Origin of the sequence: Kocuria rhizophila DC2201 (assembly GCF_000010285.1) — a bacterium.
Taxonomy (GTDB): Bacteria; Actinomycetota; Actinomycetes; order Actinomycetales; family Micrococcaceae; genus Kocuria; species Kocuria rhizophila_A.
Genome location: NC_010617.1, coordinates 1,411,119 through 1,437,191 on the forward strand (window position 1 = coordinate 1,411,119; position 26,073 = coordinate 1,437,191).

The following is a 26,073-nucleotide window of genomic DNA, read 5'->3' on the forward strand; positions in this document are numbered from 1 at the left end:
CGGAGCGTCAACTCTCAGACCCACCCAGTACTTGGCCCCACGGGGAACTTCTGGGAGGTTTATGACTTCTATTGGGTTGCAGATTCGTGCGGATATTTCTTTTTCCGTGCTGTCCTCGATGCCCGCGCAGAGAGTCACTGGCAGGTCTCGGGCACTTTGGGGGAAGGAAAGCACAAATCGCGCCGACAGCGCGTGGCTCATGGCTTTGCGCTGGAACCGGTCCGTAACCCCTGGGCGCTGAAGGTCCGTTGGCACCCACAAAAGGTCCAACGGCTCCCTCAGGGAGGAGTGTCGGCGCAGTGGGTCCCCGTGCGCATCAACGGTAACCGAAATCAGTGGCCGGGGAATGCGGGCCTGCCGATTGTTCCGGTAGTCGTCACGAAGTTTCTTGAAGTCTTGGTACCTTGTCCCGCTCAGCGACCGCATGCTGTCAGTCACCCTGGCTAACCACATCTGACGGGTGAACAGAGGATTCGTGGTCTCCTAGTCCACGTAGCGCATCCTGGATTTTGGAGAGCGACGACTCTATGGCTGTGAGGTCCTGCCGACGGACGTTCTCCGACACGACACGGTTGAGGCCAGCCAGAGCTGCGATCTGGAGCCTGGACGTGTCAACTGGCCCGGTACGGGCGGCCCCCAGCGCCTCATAGAACCACGACCTGGTGAGGTCCTTGAGCTCCTGAATCCTCTCCCACCGTGGACCGCGGTCCCCCCAGCTGGCGTCGGTTGCCATCATGACGTCCTCGCTGACGCGCTGTGCGTAGCGTTCATCCATGCGCACCGCGCCCTCGGGGTATCCGAGCAGGTTGAACAACCCGGGCATCTTGTGCCCGTGGCTCTCGGAGTAGATCCCGACACAGGGCACTCGTTGAGCTTCTGCCAGGATGACAGCGTGGAACCGTGAGGTTATCAGCAGGTCGAGAGACCTAATTTCGTCGAGGTACTCCTGGAACGTCTCAGGATCTCGGAGCTGGATGTTCCCGTCTGGATGCCGTTCACGGAGGGCGTTGTACAGCGCCACCGTGATTTCTCGATCAGCCTGGGTCTGGACCAGCAGCCGGATCGCTCGACCCTCATTGAGGTGGTGCTCGGCGATGGAACCGAAGACCCTGAGCCCTGTCGAGTCTCTGAACTCGTTGGATCGGCTCTTGGCCTGCATGTAGGCGCTGCGCTTCGAACCAGCACGCAGACCATAGTCCTCCAGCCGGAACACGAGCCCAATGGTCGTGGGGGTCGTGGGGGAGCTAGCACGTGGGTTCAGACCTTTCGCGAAAAACCCCGGGTCAAGTAGAACGGGCTTCGTCGAGAGGTCCGTGGACCGCATGAGGTCTTTCGAGCTGCTCTCGCGGAAGGCGAAAGCGACTGGAAGCCTGGCGAGGACTCTCGTGAGCTGGTGACCGAGGTTGCTACGAAACGGGCCCAGGGTCGAGGGCATGACCACCAGGGGAGTTGCAGCGCGGTTGGCGCTGATCAGGGGCAAGATGCGCCACAGCAGGTCCCGTAAGTTCTCACCGGTCGAGGACTCGAAGAGATGTTCTCCTGCGTTCAGGACAACAAGGTCTGCTGCTTTCAGCCGATACTTTCGCACGAAATCATCGGGGCTCTCAAAGTACTCGCTCAACTGCATCAATTCGCGAGTAAGATCACCCCCCGTTGACGGAAAATACATGTCTGTGGTTTGCGCGCCGTCAAGACTCTCACGCGAGAGGCGGTCGTAACGGTCCGAGGGACGCATCCGCACGGCGCGGATCTCCGAGGCGGGACGGCCGGCGCATTCCAGTAGCTGGACTACCCCAGAGTTGATGGCCAGGTCCCCCCAGTTCGATGCCGCGTGCCCGTAGAAGATGACAACGTCACCCATGGCTGTTGTTTCCTTTCCTGGCGGTCTCCTCGAGTACATGCTTGAGGCTGCTGACAACGGCGTTCCAGCTACGCTCGCGCTCCACCCAGGCGCGAGCGCTTGTTCTCCGCTGTTCCGATGCAGCAGGATCTCGAATGGCGCGCTCCAAGGCCTCGGAGAGTGACAAGGCGTCGTCGTGGGTGAAGATCACGGCTCGTTCCTGGTCCCCGGCGATTTCCGCGAGAGGCGGGACATCGGAAACCAGTACAGTTTTCTTCGCCGCCATCGCTTCAAACGGTTTGAGCGGTGAAACCGCTGCAGTGGCAGGAGTCAGCCGGCGGGGATAGGCGCACATATCTATGGCCCTGTAGTAGCGGTCCACTTCATGGTGCGGCACCCGTCCAGTGAAGTGCACCCAGTCAGTGAGGTTTTTTTCTTGCGCCCGGAATACGACAGACGAGTGGGTCGCCCCGTCCCCGATAAGCAGTGCCCGGAAAGCGACTCCGCGATCACGAAGCATGGCCAGAGCATCGACCAGAATGTCCAAGCCCTCGTAGTCGACGAAGCTTCCCGCATACCCCACAACGGGCAGGTCCGTGGGCCACCCCAGTTCGGCGATCACCGTGTCGTCTCGAGGGGCTGGAGCAAATCGTTCGGGATTGACCGCGTTAGGCAAGACTGTCGGTGGAGTGATCACTCCGGCGCGTTCGGTGACAATACGAGCCATGGCTTCCGTCAGAGTGGTCACAGCATCTGCATGACGGAGAACGGCGTCCTCCAGGACAATTGTCCGAGCGCGCCTGCCTTCCATTCGAGGAGACTCCGCAGCGGCGTAGACCAGCTCCCACATGCCGGAGACTTCGTAAACGGCTGGGATGCCCAAACCACGGGCCGCGATGAGGCCGGGCAATGCGGAGACGTACGTTGACCGCAGATGCACGACTGAAGGTTTTTCCGCCTGGAGCATTTGCCGGTACCACTGCAGACTCTCCAGCATGTACTGGTATTCGCCCCGCTTCCGTGCTCGCCCGACGCCGATGCGGCGATAGTCCACACCATCGTGTGCAGCTGGGGCTGTTTCACCGGGATCAAGGTCGTTGTCCGGCTCTGGGAAGCCAGGGCGGGTGAAGGCTACTACCTCCAGCCCCTGCTCAACCATTCCGCTGAGGAGCTGGTGGGCCCGATTGGCGTATCCGCCGTTCTGCACCGGCTGACTTGCGTGGAGTATGGACACAACTTTTCCCAGCGTGGCGTCGGGCTTTGGTGGTTCGAGTGTCGGTTCGCAGCTGTCCAGTTGTCGGAGCAGTTCCCACGCGGCCCGCCCCTCGTGTAGTTGTTTGGCCTCTGGGGATGATTCCGCTTCTTCCCAGTTGCCTTCCGCCAGACGTTGGAAATCGGCTACGCCGTAGAGAGCCCGGACCATCTCCGGGACGTAGCGTCGATTTGCCGCCTCCGGTGGCACGGATTCCAGGAGGCCCAGCGCCTCATCGAAGTACCCGTTGTCCTGGAGCGCCCCCGCCAGGGCCTGGGAAACGCAGGCCCTGGTTGCAGGTGTATGTCGGCGGCTCACGAGAGCCACGAATAGTCGGCTTCGTCCGGAACGTGGAAGGAGGCGGCCCGCCTCTCTGGTCAGCGCCTGCATCAGGAAATTCACGCGCTCCGACAACGCCAACGCATCCACCAGCCACACGCAGCTGGCTGCAAGCGCAACGCCGTGCAGTTCATCCGCGCTCAGGAACATCGGAGGAACCGCGGACGCATCCTCCATGCCTGTCTCCCCGACAACGTCCACGGGGCACAAGCAGTCACGCGTCTGCCTTACCGTTACGACTATCGGCTGGTACGTCCAGCCCCAGGGCAGATCTGTCTTCCGGAGAACCGCCCCGGTCTGGGCAACCGTCTCCTCGGTGTCGAAGGTCAGCACCGGTGCGACTGGCAGACAGGACAGCAGCAGCAGCAGCTCTGATAGGTCCTCACGGCGGAACTCAGACGCGCAGTTCACGACCAGGGGGTCCGGGAGCAAGCCGACCGGGGACTCCCCAAGGCTCGGCAACCACGTTCGAAACCACGATTCGACCGGCAAGGGAGGTTCCCCGTCACCGTGTGCACCGCCGTGGTCGAGGTACACGGTGTGACACGTCCGTGGTCCAAAAGTCAGCGTGGAAGGCTTGCGAGTCTTGAGGGCGGAGATTCTCCGTTGCTGCCAAGGCCGGTGAGCGTCCGCCTCCGCCGTCTCCGCGAAGATGCGTGCCAGGTCTAAATCGTTCGTGCTTCTCAGCACGTCGGTCACGAACCGTGCGTTGGCAGGCACCTCTGACGCCACCGCGATTTTCGTGAGCATCCGCGTCACCAAACGTTCTTCGGCGTGGGGACGCAGCGCGTTGGAAAGTTGAGCCGCCCAGGGACGCCGGGGGCTTTCCTCACGCGGTGCCTGGCCCCTCGTGATGTCAATGATCGTCTGCACCAATGCGTCGGTCACAGTCATCTTATTCCTCCGTTTTCGCGACGCGTCTGCACGATCCATCCAGCGTGGTGGCCGTTTGGTGGGAGGCATCTGCCGAGGCGGCTCAGCACCACCATCACGACACCCGCGCGGCCGGGATGTCGCAGACCACAGCGGGTTCGGTCGCTTCGTGCGTGCCCACCGTTCTGATGAACGCGGCGTCTAAGACCGTGGCCCGGGATGCGGCCTCCCAGGAAGATCCCTGGTGGCGATCTCTGTGTACGACTGCCTGAATGGACACGCGGTGCTCGGGTCGCAGACCCGCCACTGCGACATGCACCGGTCGTCGACGTGAGGGGCCGTCCCATTCGAGGCACGGCTTATCGTCAACGAGCAAGCGGTAGCTCCAGGTGCCCGTTGCTTTCGAATACATGTAGGGCGCGTCGAGAGTGAAAAGAAGGTCGCACGGACCCGGGGCTGCTTGGAAGGTCCGGGAGCACACCGTCCCCTCCAAGAATTCGCGTGCAGGCACCCAGAGCTCTCTGGCGGTGTTGGGGAGGTACCGTAGTTGACCGTTGCTGGTGACTATCTGAAGATGAGGCTCGAGCCCAGCCGCGGTCTCTTCGGGAGCGAGGCTAGGGGTAGGGGCCTGGGCCTGAGCGGCCATGGTATCTCTCTGCTGTTCGTAGAGGTTGCGCACGTCGTTTTTACCCGGGAAGTTCAGCACCGGGTGGGCGGCGTTGATGAGCTCCGCGAAGAAAAATCCGCTCTTCCGGTCGACCCGCGAGTATGCCAGAGAGATCTCTATTATTGCCCTGCAGTTCAAGGGTACACACGTGTTGAAGGCTATGTCGGTTTCATTAAGGATCTCAGTGAGCCAGCGCCCGCACCGGACCTCCCAGTAGAACAGATCGAAGAGGTGGTAGCCGTACTTCTCCGTGTCGTATTGCCATTCACTGAAACCCCGCCGGAAGTCGGCTTGACGTGCAGCGAGGGGAACGGCATTGCTGTCTTTCTTGGTCCGACGCAGGTAGAGCTTCTGCAGGTCCGCCATGGTGTCGCTGCTGGTTTCCGACCCCCAGTATGCCCGCCCGATTTCGTAGTTGTTCCCCCTCAGATGAATGACGTTCCCTGCAGGGAAAGCTGTCGCGTAGTGCGAGACCAACCACTTGCCGTGGCTTCCGTGGGTGTTCTTGCTGAGCAGCTGGGTAATGAGCTCCTTCTCCGGGTGCGACTGCTGCCCGAAAATGAAGTACCTGTGACGCATCGGCACAAATTCTTTGAGCTGCTCGACGAGTTGGCGATCGAGATCCATGGACTTGGACCATGTGGAGTTGCCGGCCTGTGCCACGGTGTACGTGAACGTCTCAACCTCGTCCAAGTGATCCATGGAGAGCGCCAGGGAAGTTCTACTGTCAGCCCCTCCGGTGAGGGACATCACTAGCTGCGATCCCAGTGCCGTCAGTTCGGCCATCTGCCGGTCCCACAGGGAGCGAAAGGTCTCAAGCCGCTCCTGATGCGTGAGATCCTGGTAGCGGTTGGAAGTTCGGGGGAAGAACCGGGGGTGGCTCCAGTCGTCCGGATGGAGCACATGATTTGGCAGGAGCGCGGCGATACCCAGGAATGGCGTGCGATCCCATCCGGATAACGCCCCGTTGCAACCCTCGGCGGGAGTGCGCTTCTCGTGAGGGGCCAGGTCGTTGATCAGGTGTACGTGAGAGGCAATCAGCGCGGCTTCGGAGGAAAAGTACACGGAGCGCAGTCCCGTGGCATCTTGATACAGCTCTAGACCGTCGGGCCCCGGTCTCAGGACAAGGTGCCGCCCCCCCATCAGATCGAGTTCGTCCAGGAATGCTCCTGTACCACGCGCGGACGCCTCGGCCAGTCGTTGGGCCGGGGTGAGATCGCGGTCGTCGGAACCGCAGTACAGGCACAGCCCGTAGACGAGTATCCAGTCCCGACCCTCCGGAACACCCCCCAGATCAACTGGTTCTTCTGGATCGTGCGCGAAACGCCACACTGTGCCGGGTAATTCCACCACCGGCCACTCACTTGACAGCTCGGAATCTGTGCGGGTGTCATGGAGGACGAAGCCCCGGGGGTAGGGGTAGAGGGCGACCACAAGGATCCTTTCGGGGGGCAAGGACGAAATATTGCTTCAGATGCTTGGCATCGGAAATGTCTCTCGGGGGTCCGATGTCTATTGGGGGTCTGCGCAGAGATTGATCATACGGGTTTCCGCCCCAACGCCCGATACCGCCACCCCGCATCTCGCCACGCTGCGGGGTCCAGCACGTTCCGCCCGTCGACGATCGTGGGCGTCGCCACGAGCCCGGCGACACGGCGGGGGTCCATGTCCCTGAACTCCCGCCACTCGGTGAGCAACAGCGTCACCTGCGCACCGGAGACGGCGGCGTCGAGCGAGTCCACGTAGTCCAGGCGGGGGTAGCGCTGTGCGGCGTTGGCGTTGGCCTGGGGGTCGTAGAGGCGCACGTCAGCCCCCATGGAGTGCAGGCGGGCGGCGATGTCCAGGGCGGGGGAGTCCCGGACGTCGTCGGACTCGGGCTTGAACGCGGCACCCAGCACGGCGACCTGCGTCCCGTTCACGGTGCCTCCGCACTCGGTCACCGCGAGCTGCACGGTGTGCTCTCGGCGGCGCAGGTTGATGTCGTCCACCTCGGCCAGGAACCGCAGGGACTGGTCCAGGCCCAGCTCCGAGGCACGAGCCCGCAGCGCGCGGATGTCCTTGGGGAGGCACCCGCCGCCGAAGCCCACGCCGGCGTTGAGGAACTTCCGCCCGATCCGGTCGTCGAGTCCGATGGCGTCCGCGAGCGTGCGGATGTCCCCGCCCACGGTCTCCGTGATCTCGGACAGCGCGTTGATGAAGCTGATCTTCGTGGCCAGGAAGCTGTTCGCCGCCACCTTCACCAGCTCCGCCGTCTGGTAGTCCGTCACGATGAACGGGGTGTCCGCGGCCAGCTGCTGCGCGTAGGCCTCGCGCAGCGCGGCCTCGGCGCGCCGCGCGCCGGGGGTGGGCCGGGCGGCGGCGTCGTGCTCCACGCCCAGCACCATGCGGTCCGGGCGCAGGGTGTCCTCCACCGCGTGCCCCTCCCGCAGGAACTCGGGGTTCCACGCGAGATCCACGGTCACCCCGGGGCGCGACGTCGCCCGGGCCGCCTCCTGCAGTCGGGCAGCGGAACCGACCGGCACCGTGGACTTGCCCGCGATCACGCAGTCGTGGTCCGCGGCGCGCGCGATCTGCTCCACCGCGGCGTCCACGTAGGTCATGTCCGCGGCGTGGCCGGTGCGCTTCTGCGGCGTGCCCACCCCGATGAAGTGGACGTCCCCGAACGCCCCGGCCTCCTCGTAGGAGGTGGTGAAACGCACCGCGCCGGTGGCCACGTGCGTGCGCAGCAGCTCCGGCAGGCCGGGCTCGTGGAAGGGCACCCGCCCCTCGGCCAGCATGTCGATCTTGCGCTGGTCCACGTCCACCCCCAGCACCTGGTGCCCGAGTTCGGCCATGGCCACCGCGTGCGTGGCGCCCAGGTAGCCCGTGCCGATCACCGTCATGCGCATGGCATCTCCTTTCCGGGGAGGTCTGTGGTTCAGGCCTGCGAATCGAAGTCCGCGATCCGCTGCCCCACGCCGAACATCTGCTCGATCGCGGCCAGGGTGCGTTCCGCGGCGCGGCCGTCCCCGTAGGGGTTCACGGCGTTGGCCATCTCGCGGTAGGCGGCGTCGTCGTTGAGCAGCCGGTCCACCTCGGTGACGATCCGCTCCTCATCCGTGCCGATGAGCTTGACGGTCCCCGCCGTCACGGCCTCGGGGCGCTCGGTGTTCTCGCGCATCACCAGCACGGGCTTGCCCAGGGATGGCGCCTCCTCCTGGACCCCACCGGAGTCCGTGAGCACCACGTGGGCCACCGAGAGCATGCGGGTGAACTCCCCGTAGGCCAGCGGCTCGGTGACCACCACGTTGGGCAGGCCCTCGATGGCGGGCAGTACAGCCTCCCGCACCACGGGGTTGCGGTGAGCGGGCAGCACAATCGTGAGCTCCGGCTCGGCCCGCGCAATGCGGGCCAGTGCGCGCCCGACGCCGCGCATGGCCTCTCCCTGGTTCTCCCGCCGGTGCGTGGTCACCAGCAGCACGCGCTTACCGGAGGAGGCGATCTCCTCGAGCTGCGGGTCCGAGAAGGGCAGCTGCTGCTCCACGGTGTGCAGCAGGGCGTCGATCACGGTGTTGCCCGTGACCACGATGTCCTGCTCCGACAGGGCCTCACGAAGCAGGTTCTCCTTGGAGGTGCTCGTGGGTGCCAGGTGCAGGGACGTGATCTGGGAGGTCATCTTGCGGTTGGCCTCCTCCGGGAAGGGGGAGAAGAGGTCGAAGGACCGCAGCCCCGCCTCGGCGTGGATCACCGGGATCCCCCGGTAGAACGCGGCGATCGCGCCGGCGGTGGAGGTGGTGGTGTCCCCCTGGACCACCACAGCGTCCGGTGCGTTCTGCGCGAAGATCGCGTCCAGGCCCTCCACCGTGCGGGTCAGCACCCCGTTGAGGGTCTGGCGCGGCTGGATGATGTTCAGGTCGTGGTCCGGGGTGATGTCGAAGATCTCGTTGACCTGGTCCAGCATCTCCCGGTGCTGACCGGTCACGGTAACCACGCACTCGAAGTCCGTGCTGCTCTGCAGAACCTTGACGATCGGGGCCATCTTGATGGCCTCCGGGCGGGTGCCGTAAATCGGCATGATCGTGAACACGCAGTACATCCTTTGCTGGGCCGTGGTCGAACGGTGCCTTCCGCCGCTCGGCGGCGCGCTCGTCCCCTACAGGTCCTCAGTCTAGGGGAAGTGTGGGTCATCACATGGGACCAACAGCATGCTGATGTCCCCCTTAGAGGGTACAGAATCGCGGGAGACGCATCACAGTGCATTCACGGAGCTGCCCTACACTGTGTGCATATGAATGCAGGTTGAATGTCGTGGGAAATGTGGAGAATAACGGCGGCATGAAAAGATTTCTTTCCGGCATTCATGGTCGAGTTTTTGGTTGTGCAAAACTGAAATTACTCGTGTCGACGAATTCGAGGAGAGGCTCCGTGGCACAGCACACCCCGGGAGTGGCGCTGTCCAGCGCCACCATCCCGGTCCTGGTGACCTACACCGACGAGCAGGGGCACCAGCTGCCCCTCCCGCAGGCGCAGATGCGGGAGAGCTTCACGGGGCTGCAGATGCTGGCCCGCCAGGTGCTCGGCGCCGAGCACGAGGCCCTGAAGGGTTACACCCAGGACTTCACCATGATGCAGATAGGCCCCTCCGCGTTCGAGATCGAGATCCGCGCCACCCCGCTGCGCCAGAACAGGCTGCGCGGCCGAGCGGCGCTCAAGCGCCACCTGCTCACCGTGGGCGTGCTGGACCGCTTCACGGACGTGCTCATCAGCCAGGGGGAGCTCGCGTGCTTCATCGCGTGCCACCCGAGCGCCGAGGTGCGCTTCGTCTCGGGCTGCTACGACGACTACTACGAAATCATGGACAAAGGGCGCGTGGTGCTCGCCATGGAGGCGTCCTCCGTGGAGCGGCTGCTGGAGCCGGACAGCGTGCAGGTCATGCGGGTGATCCTGGCCAACCAGAAGCAGCCGGGGGTCGCCTACTGCACGCTGTCCAAGCGGATCCTGGGGGTCGCGCACATGCGCCGCACCATCGTGCCGGCCAACCAGCACCTTCGCGCGTTCGCGGACGGCGCCCCGCTGCACATCACGCGCGAGACCCTGGAGGCGGCACGGGCCCGGGCGGACCTGGAGCGCAACGTCGAGTGGGACGTGGCTCCCGCCTCCTCGACCTCCCAGGCGATGTGGGAGCAGCTGTGAGCCCCGCTCGGCGGGTCTGCCTGGACCGGCCGGGGACGACGCCGCCGCGGGGCCGGGTCTGAGCTTCAGCGCACCGTGCGCTTCTGGCGGTTCCCGCGCAGCACGCGCGCGAGGTGGCGCACCCGCTCCACGTTGGAGGACACCGCGAGGTAGCCGCTGAGCACCCCCACCGTGGACATCCCACCCACGATCAGCGGGGTGTGGTACTTCTTCCACCGCTCGGGGTCCGAGGAGATGATGTGCGCGGTCCCGTTGATGGTGGCCGCGATCACCCCGCCGGCCACCACGTGGTGTCCGATCTTGGCGCCGCTCTTGACCAGGGGGTCGAGCTCGTCCGTGCGCAGGTGGACGTCGAAACCGCCGCGTTCGAGCACCACGATCAGCCGCCGCACGTACTCGGGCACATCCACGCCCATCTGCACGGCGTCCTCCACCGTGGAGCGCAGCCGGTTGAGCAGCATCTCGGGGGAGAGCCGGTGCATGATGAACCGCTCCGCGTAGGGCTGCACGGCGGAGACCAGGTCGAAGCCCGGGTCCAGCCCGGTGCCCATGGACTCCGCGGTCACGAGCATCCGCAGCAGCAGCGCGGACTGGCGGGGCAGCTGCAGCTTGTGGTGGCGCAGCACGGAGATCAGGTCCGCCATCAGGGCCCCCACCCGGACCTCCTCGAGCGGCTTGTTGGCGTAGCGGCGCATCATGACCGCCACGTCCTTCTCGATCTCCCGCTTGGAGACGTCGTGCTGGCCGCTGTCGGTGAGCCCCAGCAGACCGGTGGCGGCCCGCCGGGGGTTGTCCTGGACCACCCCGAGCAGCAGGGTGATCAGGTGGTCCCGGAACTCCTCGGTCAGGTTGCCCACCATGCCGAAGTCGATGATGGCGATGCGTCCGTCCGGCTCCACGAACAGGTTGCCGGGGTGGGGGTCCGCGTGGAAGAAGCCGTCCTCGAAGACCATCTTGCAGATGGCGTCCGTGGCCTCCTTGGCCAGCAGGTGCCGGTCTACGCCCTCCGCCTCGAGGGCTGGGTAGTCGTTGATCTTGACCCCGAACATCCGCTCCATGGTGAGCACCCGGGAGGTGGTGGCCTCCCAGTAGATCTCGGGGATGTGGATCTGCGGGTGGCCCATGAAGTTCTCGGCCATGCGCTGGGAGTTGCGGGCCTCCTGCAGGAAGTCCAGCTCGTTCCGCAGGGAGGTGCTGAACTCCTCCACCACGCCCTCGAGGTCGTAGTCCTGGGCGGCGGTCCAGTATCGGGAGACCCACTTGGCCATGTCCTGGAGGATCTCCAGGTCCCGGTTGACCTCGTCCGTGACGCCCGGGCGCCGGACCTTCACGATCACCTGGTGCCCCTGGAACGTGGCCGCGTGGGCCTGGCCGATGGACCCGGTGGCGACGGGGTCCGGGTCCATGTGGGTGAGGATCTCCTCGGCCTGGGAGTCGGGCTCGGCCTCGATCATGGCCCGGATCTGCTCCACGGGGATGGGCGGGGACTGGTCCTGTAGCTTGAGCAGCTCTTCCGCGTAGCCGGGGGGCAGCAGGTCCGGGCGGGTCGAGGCGAGCTGGCCGAGCTTCACGAACGTGGGTCCGAGCTCCTCGAGCGCCATGCGCAGGTGCTCGGGCTGGGAGTGCACGGTGCCCGGGTCGATGAGCTTGACCCGGGCCAGCGGGGCCCGCCACTGGGGCTTGAGCCCGCCCAGGGCGAAGCCGAAGCCGTGCTTGGTGAGGACCTCGATGATCTGGAGGAACCGTTCGCGGCGGGAAATCATACCGGTGGCGGCGCCCCTTACAGGGTTCGGTGCAGGTAGACGGCCATGAATCCGGTGGCCACGGCCACAATCATCATCAGCGTGGTGGCCAGCGGCTCCACGCCCAGCAGCACGATGCCCAGCAGCACCAGAATCACGGTCAGCGCGAGCAGCGCGCTGACCACGGGCCGCAGGCCGCGGGCCAGACTGGAGACGGTGGAACCGCCGGTGCTGCGCGCGGGCCGGGCGGTGTCCGGGGAACCGGCCGCGGCGTCGTCGTCGGCCGTCGGAGCGTCCGCGCGCGAGGGCTCCGAGGTGCGGGCCGGGTCCCCGCGGAAGCGGGCGGCCAGGGAGCGGGCTCCGGCGGGACCGCCCGCGGCGGCCTCGGGATGGGCGGCGGTGAAGCCGCGGCGCCACTTCTTGGAGTTGCGCCCGTGGTCGGACTCCACAGCCACGTAGGCCGGGGGAACCTCGAACTCGTCGGCCTCGGGCAGCAGCTCGGGGACGTCGTTGGGCAGCTCGGTGAACCACTGGGCGGGGACCTCAGAGGCGCGAGCGGCCTGCAGGGTCATGGACACCTCGAACGAGGAGCCGCGGATGGTGCCCCACACGGCGGTGAGCAGGTCGTGCTCGAACGCGTGGTGGATGATCGGGATGAACTGCTGGGACATCTGCGTGGACAGCCGCCCCACCTGCTTTCGCTCGTAGAGCACGTCCACGGTGTCCACGGTCACGCCGTGCGAGTTTCGCACCTTGTTGACCTCGAGCGTGAGGATCACGCGGCCCTCGCCGGTGGCGGGCACGATGGAGTGCAGGTACTCCGCGAAGTCCTGCTCGTCCAGCACCTTGATGGAGGAGCCCTGGGGCAGCACGGCGGCCTGGGCCGGGGCGGTGTTCAGGGGGAACAGCAGGTCCGGGGGAGCGATCCCGATGCTGGCGCGCGCATCCACCTCGGCCACGCCGTCCTGGCGCAGCAGCTCCGCCTCCAGGTGCAGCGGCACCACGGGGGTGTAGCCGGAGGCGATCACGCGGGAGAGCGGGTGCGAGTAGCGGTGGGCGTCCTCGGAGCTGAGGTGGGCCACCTTGTTCTCGCCCACCCGCACGGAGACGGTGCGGGGGTCGAAGGGGTTGTCCGGTTCCGGGACCAGCGCGGCCATGCCGGTCCAGGTCTGCGCGCGACCCGCGGAGAGCCCCCCGAACACCCGCATGATCTCGGTGTCGTAGAAGTTCTCGGTGACGACGTCCAAGGACCCTCGGTCGTTGAGCGCGTAATCGGTCATGGTCTCCCTCGCTGTCGAGCGGGCGGGTGCTCCGCCGCCGCATCTGATCTCATGCTATCCGTTGATCGGTGTGCATCGACGTTCATCCACTGTGTGGACATGGGCCGGTGCACCTCACCGGGACAGGCACATGATCTGCAGCGTCACCGCCCGCTGGGCGTCGTCGAGCAGCTCGGTGACCACGCGGCGCAGCGCGGCCGGGGCGTCCTCGTGGCTCTCGAGCCACTCGCGGGTGGCCCGCACCACACGGTTCTGCTGGGCGTCGGTCCCGGGGGAGGACGACGCCGCGTCCGCCTCCACCGCGCGCGGGTACAGTCCGCGCACCATCCGGGTGGCGATCTCCATGGAGTGGGTGTCCCACCACGAGCTCAGCTGCGCGAAGTAGTCCTCCTCGTAGCGGCGCAGCACGGTGGGCGCCGCCAGCTGGAAGCCCTCCACGGTGGCGCTGAGTTCGTCGTTGGACAGTTCCCCGGACACGATGCGCTCCCACGCGCGCTGCTTGGAGCTGTCCGAGCGCATGGCCGCGACGGCCTCGAGGTAGCCGAGGTGCCCGTCCCGCGTGGGGTCCTGCGCGTGCTCCGCCTCGAGCTCCGAGACGGTGCTGTGGCCGGTGGCGGTCACCGCGGTCAGCATGGTCCAGCGCAGCTGCGGGGTCAGCTCCAGGCCGGGCACGGTGTGCTCGCCCCCGAGCCACTGCTGGATGGGCAGGGCGTACTTGCCGTCCCTCGCGGCCTCCCGGGCGAACGCCCGCGCGAGGATCAGCTGGGCGTCCGAGCCCGGCTGCGCCGCGAGCATCGACTGCCCGAGCGCGTCCAGCAGGGCCCTGCGCACGGTGGTGCGGCGGGAGACCGGCACGAAGCGGCCCAGGGCCTGGCGGGCGTGGTCGAGCACCGTGGTGAGGATGGCCGCGTGGGTCTCCCCGGTGCAGCGCTGCGCGACCATGAGCACGTACTCGCGGGGGCACAGCCGCCCGTCCCGCACCGCGGCCCACAGCTGCGAGTGCGCCACGGCCCGGGCCAGCGGGTCCTCGATCTCGGCCACCAGCTCCAGCAGCCCCGACAGCGAGTCCGGGTCCGGGTGGGCCAGGCAGTAGGTCAGGTCCGTGTCGTTGGCCAGCAGCACCGCGCCGGACTCTGCCCCACCGGTGAGGCCCGGCAGCGCCACCGGCCCGTCCTCAGCCGGAACCCGCACCTCGATCCGCTCGACGTTCCTCACGGGACCCGAACCGTCCGCGCGCTCCGTGCGGGCGTAGGCACCGACCGTGAGCACGTGCGGGCGCGGGGGAGTGGCGCTCTGCGTCAGGGAGGCGGGGGCGGCGTCGTCGCCGGCGGCCACCGTGAGCACCGGGACGCCCGTGGTGCGCAGCCACAGGTCCGCCCACGCGCGGACGTCGTGCTCGCACGCCTCGTCCAGCACGGCCAGGAAGTCGTCCAGCGTGGTGTTGCCGAACGCGAAGCGGCGGAAGTAGGCCCGGCACGCGTCCATGAACGCGTCCTCACCCACGAACGCCACGAGCTGCTTGAGCACGGACGCGCCCTTGGCGTACGTGATGCCGTCGAAGTTCTGCCGCGCGGCGTCGAGGTCCACGATGTCCGCAACGATGGGGTGCGTGGTGCGCAGCTGGTCCTGCCGGTACGCCCACTCCTTGCGGGCCAGCGCGAACGTGACCCACGCGTCCGTGTACTGCGTGGCGTGCACGCACGCGTACGCACCCATGAACTCGGCGAAGGACTCCTTGAGCCAGAGGTCGTCCCACCACCGCATCGTGACCAGGTCCCCGAACCACATGTGGGACATCTCGTGCATCAGCGTGTTGGCGCGCCCGGCCAGCTGCGCCCGCGTGGCACCCGAGGGGAACAGGTAGTCCTCCGTGAAAGTGACCATCCCGGGGTTCTCCATGGCCCCCAGGTTGTACTCGGGCACGAACGCCTGCTCGTACTTGCCCCACGGGTACGCGAAGCCGAAGAGCTCCGGGAAGAAGTCCAGTCCCTGCTTGGTGAGCGTGAACAGCTCCTCGGCGTCCATGTGCTCGGCGAGCGCCCGTCGGCAGTAGAGGGCCAGCGGGATGGTCACGGCGGCCCCGTGGGGGTCGGTGCCCCGCCACTCGTCCCTGACCGCGGTGTAGGGCCCGGCCAGGATGGTGGTGATGTACGAGGAGATCCGCTGCGTGGGGGCGAACTCGTGGCTCACGGCCCCGGGGACGTCGCAGTCCCGCGTGGGGTTCGAGACCAGCTCCTCGCCGTTGGACGCCGCGAGCCACTCGGGCGGGGTGATCACCGTGAACGTGAAGCCGGCCTTGAGGTCCGGCTGCTCGAAGACCGCAAAAACCCGGCGGCAGTCCGCCGGCTCGTACTGCGTGTAGACGTAGACCTCCCCGTCCTGGGGGTCCACGTACCGGTGCAGGCCCTCGCCCGAACGCGAGTACAGGGCCCGGCCGAGCACGCGCAGCTCGTTGGCCTCCTCGAGCTCCGGCAGCCGGATCCGGGAGCCGTCCACGACGTCGTCCACGTCCAGGACCTCGCCGTTCAGCTCCACGGCGGTCACGGAGTCGTGGATGAAGTCGATGAAGGTCTCCGCGCCCTCCTCGGCGGTGAAGCGCACCGTGACCTCCGAGCCGAACGTGGTGTTCGCGGGGTCCTGCGCCCCCGAGAGGTCCACCGTGACCCGGTAGTCCTCCACCCGGATCTGCTCGGCTCGCGTGGCTGCTTCGTCTCTGGTCAGGCTGGCTCCCATGTCCCCAGTGTAGGCACCGGGCCCGTGTCGCCCGTCACCCCGGGGCACCTCCGCGATTCGCCCGCGTGCCCACCGTGCGGGGCGACCCCACGCCACCGGGCTTCCCCGCGCGGCGGAGCGCACGCGCCTACGGGTGGGGACGCCCTGCGGCCTCCTCGGCGTACCGGACGTGCAGGGGCGCACGCGCCCGCGGGAAGGGACGACGACGGCGCACGGTGACCGTGCGCCGTCGTGGTGCCTTCTCGGGTCCGCGCCACCCCGGCCCCGGGGGCGGACCCGGCGCGAACCGCGGTCCGGGACCTACCGCTCGAAGCGGTAGTTCTTCGGTGCGATGGTGAGCCCGGACTCGGTGACCGTGAGCCCGCGTGCGAGGTCCTGCTCGCGGTCCAGGCCCACAGTGGTGCCCGGGGGGACCACCACGTTCTTGTCCAGGATGCAGCGGTGCACCGTGGCGCCGGCCCCGATCTGCACGTTCTGCATCAGCACGGACTCGGTGACCCGCGCGTCGTGCTCCACCTTGACCTTGGGGGAGAGCACCGAGGAGCCCACGTGCCCGCCCGTGATGAGCACACCGGGGGAGACGATGGAGTCGAACGCCACGCCCGCCTGGCCGTTGGGCCCGCGCACTGTCCTGGCCGGCGGCGCCATGATCTGGTGCGTGTAGATGGGCCAGTCGTAGTTGTAGAGGTTGAACACCGGCAGCGGGCGGATCAGGTCCATGTGCGAGTCGAAGTAGGACTCCAGCGTGCCCACGTCCCGCCAGTACTGCCGGTCCCGGTCCGTGGAGCCCGGGACGTCGTTGTGCGTGAAGTCGTACACCACGGCCTCACCGCGCTCCGCGAAGTAGGGCATGATGTCCCCGCCCATGTCGTGGTCGGTGTCCGCCTTCTCGTTGTCCGTGCGCAACGCCTCCACCAGGGCGTCCCGGTCGAACACGTAGTTGCCCATCGAGGCCAGGAACGAGTGGGGATCGTCCGGCAGGGGCGCGGTGGTGTCCGGCTTCTCCACGAACCGCGTGATCTTCGCAGGGTCCTGCGGGTCCGTCTCGATCACCCCGAAGGACTTCACCATCTCCATGGGCTGGCGCACACCGGCCACCGTGGCCTTCGCCCCGGACTCGATGTGCTTCTCCACCATGTCCGCGAAGTCCATCCGGTACACGTGGTCCGCGCCCACGACCACCACGATGTCCGGATCGGCGTCGTCGATCAGGTTCATGGACTGGTAGATCGCGTTGGCCGAGCCCAGGAACCAGTCCTTGCCGCGGCGCTGCTGCGCGGGCACCGAGGTCACGTAGTTGCCCAACTGCGTGGACAGCCGCCACGTCTCGGACAGGTGCCGGTCCAGGGAGTGGGACTTGTACTGGGTCAGCACCACGATCTGCAGGTAGCCCGAGTTCACCAGGTTGGACAACGCGAAGTCGATCAGCCGGTACCCGCCCGCGAACGGCACGGCCGGCTTGGCGCGGTCCTCCGTCAGCGGCATCAGACGCTTGCCCTCGCCGCCGGCCAACACGATGGCAAGGACCTTCTTCTGTCGTGACATACGTACCCCTCCAGTTCGCGGGACGTCCCGGCCCCACGGGCCACGACGTCCACTTGTCGTCCCGTCATTGTGTCCCACTGCTCCAGGGCCCACACAACAGTGACCCGAACTCGCGGCAACTTTTCGCCCCCGCTCCTCCGCTGTGGGGACGACGACGACGCCGCGCCCGTGCGGGGGCCCGGCGCCGCACGCACCGCACGGCACCGGACCGCGGGGGGATGGGGGTGGGGGTGTCCTGCTCGGGGCGCGCACGGCACGGCGCGCACAGGACCGGGGCGACCGTGCGGCGTCGTGCCCGGCACCCCTGTGGGCGGACGAAGCCGTGCAGTACGCTCGCACTGTGCGAGTAGACATCCTGAGCAAAGAATTCCCGCCCGCCATCTACGGGGGAGCGGGGGTGCACGTGGCCGAGCTCTCCCGCGTGCTCGCACCGCTGGTGGACCTGAACGTGCGCTGCTTCGGTGCACCGCGGGAGCCGGACTTCCACGGTGCCCACGTGCGCGCCTACCCCGTGCCCGCGGACCTGGACCAGGCCAACGCCGCAGTGCAGACCCTCGGGGTGGACCTCACCATGATCCAGGACATCGCCGGGGCGGACCTGGTGCATTCGCACACGTGGTACGCGAACATGGGCGGGCACCTGTCCTCCCTGATGTACGACATCCCGCACGTCCTCTCCGCCCACTCCCTCGAGCCCCTGCGCCCGTGGAAGGCCGAGCAGCTCGGCGGCGGGTACCGCGTGTCCTCCTTCGCGGAGAAGACCTCCTACGAGGCCGCCGCCGCGATCATCGCCGTGTCCGAGGGCATGCGCCAGGACATCCTGCGCTGCTACCCGGCCGTGGACCCCGACCGCGTGCGCACCGTGCACAACGGCATCGACGTCTCCCAGTGGAACCGGGACGAGGCCACCGACGTGCTCGAGGAGTACGGCATCGACCCCGCCCGACCCTCCGTCGCGTTCGTGGGCCGGGTGACCCGGCAGAAGGGTGTGCCCTACCTGCTGCGCGCCGCCCTGCAGCTGCCGCCCGAGGTGCAGCTCGTGCTGTGCGCCGGAGCCGCCGACACCCCCGAGCTCGCCGCCGAGGTCAACGGCCTCATCGAGCAGCTCAGGAGCGAACGGGACGGCGTGGTGCTCATCGAGAAGATGCTGCCCCGCCGCGAGGTCATCCAGATCCTCTCCCACGCCACCGCCTTCGCGTGCCCCTCCGTGTACGAGCCCCTGGGCATCGTCAACCTCGAGGCCATGGCCTGCGGGGCGGCTGTCGTGGCCTCTGCCACCGGCGGCATCCCCGAGGTCGTCGACGACGGCGAGACCGGAACCCTGGTTCCCATCGAGCAGGTCACCGACGGTACCGGAACCCCCCTGGACCCCCAGAAGTTCGTGGACGACTTCGCCGCCGCCCTCACGGACATGGTCTCCAACCCCGAGCGCGCTCGCCGCATGGGTGAGGCCGGGCGGCGCCGCGTGGAGGAGCACTTCTCGTGGGAGTCCATTGCCCAGCAGACCCTGGAGGTCTACCGCTCGGTGCTCTGAGGCCCACCCCGCGCCTCTCGACTCGGACCCCGGTGCCCTTGGACCACGTTGTCCCCGGGCCCCGGGGTCCGCGCATGCCCGGCACGCGGGATCCCGCGGGGAGCCCTGGAGACTCTTCACTCGGCGGCAGGTTCGGCACTCCCGGGCTGCCGTGCCACGGCGTCCTGCCTCGCCGCCCGGTCAGCCGTTGGCGCGCCCGGTGTCCTGACCCGTCTGGGCCAGAACACCGCTGAGCAGGGAGTCCACCGCGGCCACGTAGGCCTCGTGGGTCTGCTCCGGGTCCTCCGACAGACTCATCTGCACCATGCAGCCCTGGACCAGCCCGATGAATGCGGGACGGAGACGGTCGGCCAGCCGATCGGCGTCGTCCTCCGCCATGCCGTGCTCCGCGCGCAACCACGCGCTCAGGTAGCGGCGCAGGTGGCTGCCTGCCTCCGCCAGGATGGCGCGGACGGCCGCCCGCAGCTCGGGGCGGCGCACGGCCTCACCCCACACCTGCAGGGGAAGGCCCGGGAACGTCGCACCCTCGGGCAGGTCCGTGACCACCATGGCCATGGCGCGGGCCGGATGGGGGAGCGGGCTGTGGGTGTGCAGCCGGTTCAGTGCCCCGAGCCGGTCCCGCATCACACCGCGGCTCGCGTCCAGGAAGAGGTCGTCCTTGCCGCGGTAGTAGACGTACACGGCACCGGCCGAGAGGCCCGACTCCGCAATGATGTCCGCCATGGACACCGCCGAGAACCCCTTGCGGCCGATGCAGACCAGGGCGGCGTCCTGGATCCGACGCCGCATCTGCTCCCTGTGCTCTTCCGTGACCTTGGGCACGTCCACCTCCAAAAACGAATGATCGTTCTTGACAGCTTAGCGGAGCGGGTCCAGGCTTTCCAAGAACATTCATTCTCTGTGGAAGGGGTGGGTTGTGTCCCACATCAGAACTCCGGAGCCCCGGCAGCGCCCGGACTGGCTCAAGAGCGTCAAGGCGGCACTGATCGCCACGGCGGTGGTCTCCATCGTGCTGCTCGCGTTCGCGTGGCCCACGACCACCTCCAGGACCGAGAACCTGCCGGTGGCCGTCGTGGGAACGCAGGAGCAGATCGACGCCGTGACCGCGAAGATGCCCGACAAGCTGCTGGACGTGCACCCCGTGGCCCACCGGGAGGACGCGGTCAACGGCATCAGGACCCGCGAGGTGTATGGGGGCATCGTGCTGGGGGACCAGCCCGAGATCCTCACGGCCAGCGCGGCCAGCCCCGTGGTCTCGCAGATGCTGGGCGGCGTGGCCACCACCATGCAGCGCGGCATCGACCAGAAGGTCATCGAGGGCACCACGCAGGCCCTCGAGAAGATCAAGGGCGTCCTGGCCAAGGGGCTGGCCGGCATGGCGGCCCTGAGTCAGCAGCCCCAGCAGCAGGCGGCCACCCCGCCCACCGTGAAGACCACCGACGTGGTCCCGCTGTCCGAGGACGATCCGCGGGGGAGCGGGCTGGCGATTGCCGGGCTTCCCCTGACGATGGGCGGCATGATCGGCGGCATCCTCATCTCCACGCTCGTCACGGGCGTGCGCAAGCACCTGCTGGCCCTGGGGCTGTACGGCGTGATCGGCGGATTCGTGCTGGCGGCCATCCTGCAGGGCCTGTTCGGGATCCTGCAGGCAGACTTTTTTGCCCACTGGGCGGCCATCGGGCTGGGCATCGCCGCCACGGCGTCGGTAATCGTGGGGCTGAGCTCGCTCATCGGACGCGCCGGGCTGGCCGTGGGCGCCGTCCTCACCATGTTCATCGGCATCCCCATCTCCGCGCTGACCTCTCCGAAGGAGTTCATCCTGCCGCCGTTCGGCGAGGTCGGTCAGTGGCTCGTGCCCGGCCTGTCCGGAGCGCTGCTGCGCGACCTCTCGTACTTCCCGGACGCGAACATTGCCGCGCAGGTGTGGGCGCTCATCGGGTGGGTGGCACTCGGGATCGTGCTGACGTTCCTGGGCCACCACAAGAACGAGTCGTCGCTCACGGGCAAGGAGGAGACGCAGCCCGCGCCGGTGGCCACGGAGTGAGGGCCGCCGGGGGCGCACCCGACCCGCACCGATCGGGTGGCAGCTGGCACAGGGCACGGAGCTCGTCGAGTTCGTCACGCAGCCCGCACCGAGCGGGTAACGGACGCACCCACGGAAGGAGCCAGGGGGAGCCGCACATCAGCGGTTCCTCCTGGCTCCTCTCGATTTAGTTTACATAATGTACATTATCGGCTCAGCGGAAATCCGCAGAACAGCGGACATGCCCCGGATGCTGGACATCCTCTGGCCATGGCGTGAGGCCCGTCGATCTGACGCTGCATTGCCGATTGCAGATCCGCATGTCCCGGAGACCGTGTGCGGTTGACGCGCGCCAACAACGGGCCCCTGCGGCTGGCGCCGGGCCCACGGCTCCCCTCCGTGTACGACTGGTACAAACGAGTGACAGGGAAAAGCGGTCGGGCGAACCCCTTTCAGGGCTTGCGAGCAGGCCAACCCCTTCTGACCGTCTGATGCTGACCATCTTCCTGGGCCGACGTACCTCGCGGCTGCGACCCGCCGCCAGCGCATGCGGAACTGTGGCGCACCCCACCGGCGTACCGCATGGTGGACACACCCTGTCCACCGGGACGCACGTTTCATCGACGCCCGGACACGAACCCGTGACACGAACCCCGAGAGGACCACCCATGACCGACTACATGCTGGCCGTCCACCACGAGCCCGGTATCCAGGACGCCGGAGCCGTCTACAGCTCTCCCGCTGACATGGAGCGGGCCGTGACCGCCGTGGCGGCGTTCAACGAGCACCTCCAGTCCTCGGGGCGTCTCGTCTACGCGGGCGGCCTGACACCACCCGAGGCGGCACGTACCGTTGACGCCACGGGACAGCACCCCGAGAACCCGTTGATCGCGCACGGCACGGTCTCCGACGTCGGACCGATCCTCGGCGGTTTCTGGATCGTCCGCGCCGAAACCCCTGACGAGGCCCTCGACGACGCACGGACCGCGTCCTCCGCGTGCGGCCGGCCCGTGGAGCTGCGTCTCCTGGAGGGGTGAGGCCGTCGAGGCTACATTCCTCCCCCGGCGCAGCCATCCCCGTACTCCGAGGTCAGGGTTGAATTTTCTTATTCAACTTTCACTGCGTACTTGAGAAATTCGGGTCCCCTAAACTGGTGGTATGGATTCACCAGCACCCCACCACGCCCCCGACGAAGCACCGGTCGCTCCCCCGGCCGCGCATGCCCGCCCCGAGACGGCCGGTGTGGTGCACCGGAGCCCCGACGGAACCGGGTGGCCCCTGTACCTGGCCGTGGACATCGTGTTGGTGATCGTGTTCGCCGCCCTGGGCCGTTCCAGCCACGGGGAGGGTGTCGCCGGAGCACTCATGACGGCCTGGCCGTTCCTCGTGGGAGCCTTGGTGGGGTGGCTGGCGTGCCGTGGCACGCGTCATCCGGCCGCCGTGATCCCCACCGGGCTGTCCGTGTGGCTGTGCGCCGAGGTCGGCGGCATGGTGCTGCGCACCCTCACCGGCCAGGGCACGGCCCTGCCGTTCGTCCTGGTTAGCCTGGTGGTGCTGGGCGCGCTGCTCATCGGCTACCGCCTGGTGCTGCTCGGGGTGCGGAGGATCCGCAGCCGGTGAGCACACGCCCGGCCCGGTCAGCACCTCGACGCCGTCCCACGGTGCACCCCGGCGTCCGGGCACCGCGGCACGGCTAGGCTGGGCTCACCCCGTGGAAAGGAACCCCATGTTCACCGCCATCGTCCTGATCAAGACCTCCTCGGACCGTATCCCGGAGGTGGCCCAGGAAGTCTCCGACATCCGCGGTGTCTCCGAGGTCTACTCCGTGACCGGAGAGTGGGACCTCATCGCGCTCGTGCGGGTGGAGCGCCACGAGCAGCTCGCGGACGTGATCGCGGACGAGCTCTCCAAGGTCCCCGGCGTGGAGTCCACGAGCACGAACATCGCGTTCCGCACCTACAGCACCCACGACCTCGACGCCGCGTTCGCACTCGGCATCGACGACTGAGGGCGCACTCCCCCAGCCGTGAACCGGGCCCGGTCCGCCCGCTGGCACGGCGCCTCAGCCGCGCGGAACCCCTTAGGCATCTCCGTGACGAGCACCTCACTCAAGGGCACCTCGGTGGCAGCCACGAGGGGCAGCGGAAGCAGTCACTCAGCTGCAGGGCGGGCCCGATGGTCACCGGGGACGGCCGCCTCGAAAGGCTGCCGGGCGGCGTCGTCGTGGCGCGGGCCTGGCCGAAGAGAAGATGCGCGGGAACACCCGCACCGGGGTCGGTGCAGTGCGCCCCGCACCTCAGGCAGCGGCGAACTCCACCCAGCGGGACAGGACGTCCCGAGCGGCGCCGGAGTCGATCGACACCGCGGCACGGTCCACAGCAGCGGCGAAGCGTTCCGCGAACGGCCCCTCGGCGTCCTCCGACACGGCCACGAGACCCGCCGCCGCGTTGAGCAGGACGGCGTTGCGGATGTGGCCGGCGGCGCCGTCGAGCACGTCTCGCACCACGTCGGCGTTGTAGGCGGCGTCCTTGCCGCGCAGGTCCGCGATCGTGGCGCGCGGCATCCCCAGGTCCAGCGGGTCCAGTTCGTGCTGAGCGGTCTGACCGTCCCGGACCTCCCACACGGCGGAGGGCGCGGTGACGGTGAGCTCGTCGAGCCCGTCTCCCCCTCGGAACACGAGCGCGCGGTCACCGCGCTGCTGGAAGACACCTGCCATGAGAGGTGCCAGTGCGGCGTCGGCCACACCGATCGCGGAGGCCGAGACCCGCGCAGGATTGGTGATCGGACCGAGGAAGTTGAAGGCGGTGGGCACACCGAGCGCCTTGCGCGCCGGCGCCACGTGACGCATGGCGGGGTGGAAGGTCTGTGCGAAGAGGAACGTGATGCCCACCTCCCCTGCCGCCCGCTGCACCCGCTCGACCGGCATGTCCAGCTGCACGCCCAGGACCTCGAGCACGTCCGCGGAACCGGACTTGGACGATGACGCCCGGTTGCCGTGCTTGACCACCCGCGCCCCCGCGCCGGCGCAGACCAGGGCGGCCATCGTGGAGATGTTCACGCTCGAGAGCCGGTCCCCGCCCGTGCCCACGATGTCCAGAGCCGGGCCGGGAATCGAGATGCGCCGGGCGTGGGCCACCATGGCGTCCGCGAGGCCGTTCAGCTCCGACACACTCTCGCCCTTGGTGCGCAGGGCCATGAGGAACCCCGCGATCACGGCGTCCGGAACCTCCCCCTCCATGATGGTGTCCATGGCCCAGTAGGCCTGCTGCCGGGTGAGGTCCTCCCCGCGGGACAGGGCCGTGAGCAGGTCGGGCCAGTGGCAGGACGTGGGGGCGGAGGTCTCGGTGTTCACGGGCCCGATCCTACCTTTCGGCCCCCACCACGACGTCGCTCCGGCGCCTCCCGGCGCCGCTCCTCCGCCCGGTGCGAGCCCCGCCGCTGCCCGGACCCGCACGCCCGATCCCGCGACACGGTCACCGCGCAGGCCCAGGTGGTTGGTCCACCGGGAGTTTTGGCGACATAATGTCTCTGTGACAACTGCGACTCATACCCCAGCCAAACCGGTGGGTGCGAGCATCACTCGCCCCAACCTCACCTCCGTGGGCACCATCGTGTGGTTGTCCTCCGAGGTGATGTTCTTCGCCGGACTCTTCGCCATGTATTTCACCCTCCGCGCCACCTCTCCCGAGGTGTGGGCCGAGAACACCGAGATACTCAACGTCCCCATGGCGTCGGTCAATACGCTCATCCTGGTGCTCAGCTCCGTGACCTGCCAGTTCGGCGTGTTCGCGGCCGAGCGTCTCCAGCCACGCCGCACCGGCGGGCTGTTCCAGGTCTCCAAGTGGGGCCTGACCGAGTGGTTTGCCCTGACCTTCCTCATGGGCGCCGTCTTCGTGTCCGTCCAGGTCTACGAATACGCCTCCCTGGTGTCCGAGGGTGTGACCATCGCCGCCAGCGCGTACGGGTCCGCCTTTTACATCACCACCGGCTTCCACGCCCTGCACGTGACCGGCGGTCTCATCGCATTCCTCTTCATCATGGGCCGCGCCTTCGTCGCCAAGCGCTTCGGTCACTACGAGGCCACCTCGGCCATCGTGGTGTCCTACTACTGGCACTTCGTCGACGTGGTCTGGATCGTCCTGTTCTTCCTGGTCTACTTCATCAAGTAGCCTCCGCAGGACCCTCCGCCCCTCCCAGTTCTAGACCCGAGCAAAAGGAACGTTTGACGTGAAGGCACTCTCACAAAAGCGCCGCCATCCTCTGGCAGCCCTCGCGCTGCTGGTCATGGCTTTGCTTCTGACCGGTGGACTCTACGCAGTTGCCACAACCACCAATGAAGCCAAGGCCGAGACCACCACCTACTCGGCCCAGGACATCGAGGAGGGGCAGAAGCTCTTCCAGGCCAACTGCTCCACGTGCCACGGCATGCAGGCGCAGGGCACCAGCAGCGGCCCCTCGCTCATCGGCGTGGGCGCCTCCTCCGTGGACTTCCAGGTCGGCACCGGCCGCATGCCCATGCAGATGCAGGGCCCCCAGGCGCAGGTGAAGCCGCAGCAGTTCAACGAGGAGCAGACGGACCAGCTCGCGGCCTACGTGGCCTCGCTCGGCGCCGGGCCCACCGTTCCCGAGGAGCAGGACCTCGACATCGCCGAGGGCAACTCCGCCAACGGCGCCAAGATCTTCCTGGCCAACTGTGCCATGTGCCACAACGCGGCCGGCCAGGGCGGCGCCCTGACCCGCGGCAAGTTCGCTCCGTCCCTGATGGGCGTCAGCGAGAAGCACATCTACGAGGCCATGCAGACCGGCCCCCAGAACATGCCGGTGTTCAACGACGCGAACATCACCCCCGAGGAGAAGCGGGACGTCATCACCTACCTGAAGACCCTCGACAACAACACCACCGTCGGTGGCTTCAGCCTCGGATCGCTGGGCCCCGTGTCGGAGGGCCTGTTCATCTGGACCATCGGCCTGGTCGTGGTCATCGGCTTCACCGTCTGGCTGACCTCCCGCTCCGCCTGAGAGCACCCGCCGGCCCCCGGCCGGCACCCTAGACACTATTCACAGCACCAAGAG

The 26,073-nt window shown here is 67.6% G+C and carries 19 protein-coding genes; 8 read left to right on the forward strand and 11 right to left on the reverse strand.

Annotation, left to right across the window (positions count from 1 at the left end):
* Positions 1-430: 430 nt before the first annotated feature.
* From KRH_RS06185 to wecB, 5 genes are all read right to left on the reverse strand, one after another.
* Positions 431-1,861 (reverse strand): polysaccharide pyruvyl transferase family protein, encoded by a 1,431-nt coding sequence (locus tag KRH_RS06185; RefSeq protein ID WP_012398331.1) that lies wholly within the window; start codon positions 1,859-1,861, stop codon positions 431-433.
* Positions 1,854-4,325, reverse strand: a complete 2,472-nt coding sequence (locus KRH_RS06190) for a glycosyltransferase (protein ID WP_012398332.1) — start codon at positions 4,323-4,325, stop codon at positions 1,854-1,856. The genes KRH_RS06185 and KRH_RS06190 overlap by 8 nt, the downstream gene beginning before the upstream one ends.
* Before the next feature lie 94 nt (positions 4,326-4,419).
* A complete protein-coding gene (locus tag KRH_RS06195; RefSeq protein WP_105590518.1) occupies positions 4,420-6,405 on the reverse strand; it encodes a hypothetical protein in 1,986 nt (661 codons plus the stop codon).
* 104 nt (positions 6,406-6,509) lie between these two features.
* Positions 6,510-7,859, reverse strand: coding sequence for a UDP-glucose dehydrogenase family protein (locus KRH_RS06200; protein ID WP_012398334.1), 1,350 nt, complete (start codon positions 7,857-7,859; stop codon positions 6,510-6,512).
* Between the two features lie 29 nt (positions 7,860-7,888).
* Positions 7,889-9,046: a non-hydrolyzing UDP-N-acetylglucosamine 2-epimerase gene (gene wecB / locus KRH_RS06205; RefSeq protein ID WP_012398335.1), complete on the reverse strand. Its 1,158-nt coding sequence runs from the start codon at positions 9,044-9,046 to the stop codon at positions 7,889-7,891.
* 329 nt (positions 9,047-9,375) lie between these two features.
* On the opposite strand from wecB, the gene KRH_RS06210 reads away from it, so the two are divergent.
* Positions 9,376-10,143 (forward strand): hypothetical protein, encoded by a 768-nt coding sequence (locus tag KRH_RS06210; RefSeq protein ID WP_012398336.1) that lies wholly within the window; start codon positions 9,376-9,378, stop codon positions 10,141-10,143.
* Between the two features lie 65 nt (positions 10,144-10,208).
* Here KRH_RS06210 and KRH_RS06215 read toward each other — a convergent pair whose 3' ends face one another.
* The 4 genes from KRH_RS06215 to glgC all read right to left on the reverse strand — a co-directional run bounded on the left by KRH_RS06215 (position 10,209) and on the right by glgC (position 17,443).
* Positions 10,209-11,906 (reverse strand): ABC1 kinase family protein, encoded by a 1,698-nt coding sequence (locus tag KRH_RS06215; protein ID WP_012398337.1) that lies wholly within the window; start codon positions 11,904-11,906, stop codon positions 10,209-10,211.
* Positions 11,907-11,923: 17 nt separating this feature from the next.
* Positions 11,924-13,165, reverse strand: a complete 1,242-nt coding sequence (locus KRH_RS06220; RefSeq protein WP_012398338.1) for a hypothetical protein — start codon at positions 13,163-13,165, stop codon at positions 11,924-11,926.
* Positions 13,166-13,279: 114 nt separating this feature from the next.
* Positions 13,280-15,898, reverse strand: coding sequence for an aminopeptidase N (gene pepN / locus KRH_RS06225; protein WP_012398339.1), 2,619 nt, complete (start codon positions 15,896-15,898; stop codon positions 13,280-13,282).
* Between the two features lie 300 nt (positions 15,899-16,198).
* A complete protein-coding gene (gene glgC, locus KRH_RS06230) occupies positions 16,199-17,443 on the reverse strand; it encodes a glucose-1-phosphate adenylyltransferase (RefSeq protein WP_012398340.1) in 1,245 nt (414 codons plus the stop codon).
* A 340-nt stretch (positions 17,444-17,783) separates the two neighbouring features.
* Between glgC and glgA the strand changes: the two genes are divergently transcribed.
* Positions 17,784-18,977: a glycogen synthase gene (glgA, locus tag KRH_RS06235; protein ID WP_012398341.1), complete on the forward strand. Its 1,194-nt coding sequence runs from the start codon at positions 17,784-17,786 to the stop codon at positions 18,975-18,977.
* Positions 18,978-19,157: 180 nt separating this feature from the next.
* Here the strand turns inward: glgA and KRH_RS06240 are convergent, their stop codons facing one another.
* The gene (locus tag KRH_RS06240) at positions 19,158-19,805 is read right to left on the reverse strand and encodes a TetR/AcrR family transcriptional regulator (RefSeq protein WP_226905939.1); all 648 of its coding nucleotides are present in this window, start codon (positions 19,803-19,805) and stop codon (positions 19,158-19,160) included.
* A gap of 88 nt (positions 19,806-19,893) precedes the next feature.
* On the opposite strand from KRH_RS06240, the gene KRH_RS06245 reads away from it, so the two are divergent.
* The 4 genes from KRH_RS06245 (at position 19,894) to KRH_RS06260 (ending at position 23,008) form a co-directional block, all read left to right on the forward strand.
* Positions 19,894-21,021: an ABC transporter permease gene (locus KRH_RS06245; protein ID WP_012398343.1), complete on the forward strand. Its 1,128-nt coding sequence runs from the start codon at positions 19,894-19,896 to the stop codon at positions 21,019-21,021.
* Between the two features lie 647 nt (positions 21,022-21,668).
* Entirely contained in the window at positions 21,669-22,037 is a 369-nt protein-coding gene (locus KRH_RS06250) for a YciI family protein (protein ID WP_012398344.1), read from the forward strand.
* A gap of 121 nt (positions 22,038-22,158) precedes the next feature.
* A complete protein-coding gene (locus tag KRH_RS06255; protein WP_081431598.1) occupies positions 22,159-22,620 on the forward strand; it encodes a DUF3054 domain-containing protein in 462 nt (153 codons plus the stop codon).
* 106 nt (positions 22,621-22,726) lie between these two features.
* Positions 22,727-23,008, forward strand: a complete 282-nt coding sequence (locus tag KRH_RS06260; protein ID WP_041297362.1) for an Lrp/AsnC family transcriptional regulator — start codon at positions 22,727-22,729, stop codon at positions 23,006-23,008.
* Positions 23,009-23,296: 288 nt separating this feature from the next.
* Here KRH_RS06260 and trpD read toward each other — a convergent pair whose 3' ends face one another.
* The gene (trpD, locus tag KRH_RS06265; RefSeq protein ID WP_012398347.1) at positions 23,297-24,352 is read right to left on the reverse strand and encodes an anthranilate phosphoribosyltransferase; all 1,056 of its coding nucleotides are present in this window, start codon (positions 24,350-24,352) and stop codon (positions 23,297-23,299) included.
* Between the two features lie 178 nt (positions 24,353-24,530).
* Between trpD and KRH_RS06270 the strand changes: the two genes are divergently transcribed.
* Positions 24,531-25,169 (forward strand): aa3-type cytochrome oxidase subunit III, encoded by a 639-nt coding sequence (locus KRH_RS06270; protein ID WP_012398348.1) that lies wholly within the window; start codon positions 24,531-24,533, stop codon positions 25,167-25,169.
* A gap of 58 nt (positions 25,170-25,227) precedes the next feature.
* A complete protein-coding gene (locus tag KRH_RS06275) occupies positions 25,228-26,019 on the forward strand; it encodes a cytochrome bc1 complex diheme cytochrome c subunit (RefSeq protein ID WP_012398349.1) in 792 nt (263 codons plus the stop codon).
* Positions 26,020-26,073: the final 54 nt, after the last annotated feature.

Coding starts and splice junctions, on each gene's coding strand:
- KRH_RS06190 (WP_012398332.1), bottom strand. CDS start 4,325: ATGACTGTGACCGACGCATTGGTGCAGACGATCATTGACATCACGAGG.
- KRH_RS06255 (WP_081431598.1), top strand. CDS start 22,159: ATGGATTCACCAGCACCCCACCACGCCCCCGACGAAGCACCGGTCGCT.
- KRH_RS06185 (WP_012398331.1), bottom strand. CDS start 1,861: ATGGGTGACGTTGTCATCTTCTACGGGCACGCGGCATCGAACTGGGGG.
- KRH_RS06250 (WP_012398344.1), top strand. CDS start 21,669: ATGACCGACTACATGCTGGCCGTCCACCACGAGCCCGGTATCCAGGAC.
- glgC (WP_012398340.1), bottom strand. CDS start 17,443: ATGTCACGACAGAAGAAGGTCCTTGCCATCGTGTTGGCCGGCGGCGAG.
- KRH_RS06200 (WP_012398334.1), bottom strand. CDS start 7,859: ATGCGCATGACGGTGATCGGCACGGGCTACCTGGGCGCCACGCACGCG.
- pepN (WP_012398339.1), bottom strand. CDS start 15,898: ATGGGAGCCAGCCTGACCAGAGACGAAGCAGCCACGCGAGCCGAGCAG.
- KRH_RS06260 (WP_041297362.1), top strand. CDS start 22,727: ATGTTCACCGCCATCGTCCTGATCAAGACCTCCTCGGACCGTATCCCG.
- KRH_RS06215 (WP_012398337.1), bottom strand. CDS start 11,906: ATGATTTCCCGCCGCGAACGGTTCCTCCAGATCATCGAGGTCCTCACC.
- KRH_RS06220 (WP_012398338.1), bottom strand. CDS start 13,165: ATGACCGATTACGCGCTCAACGACCGAGGGTCCTTGGACGTCGTCACC.
- wecB (WP_012398335.1), bottom strand. CDS start 9,046: ATGTACTGCGTGTTCACGATCATGCCGATTTACGGCACCCGCCCGGAG.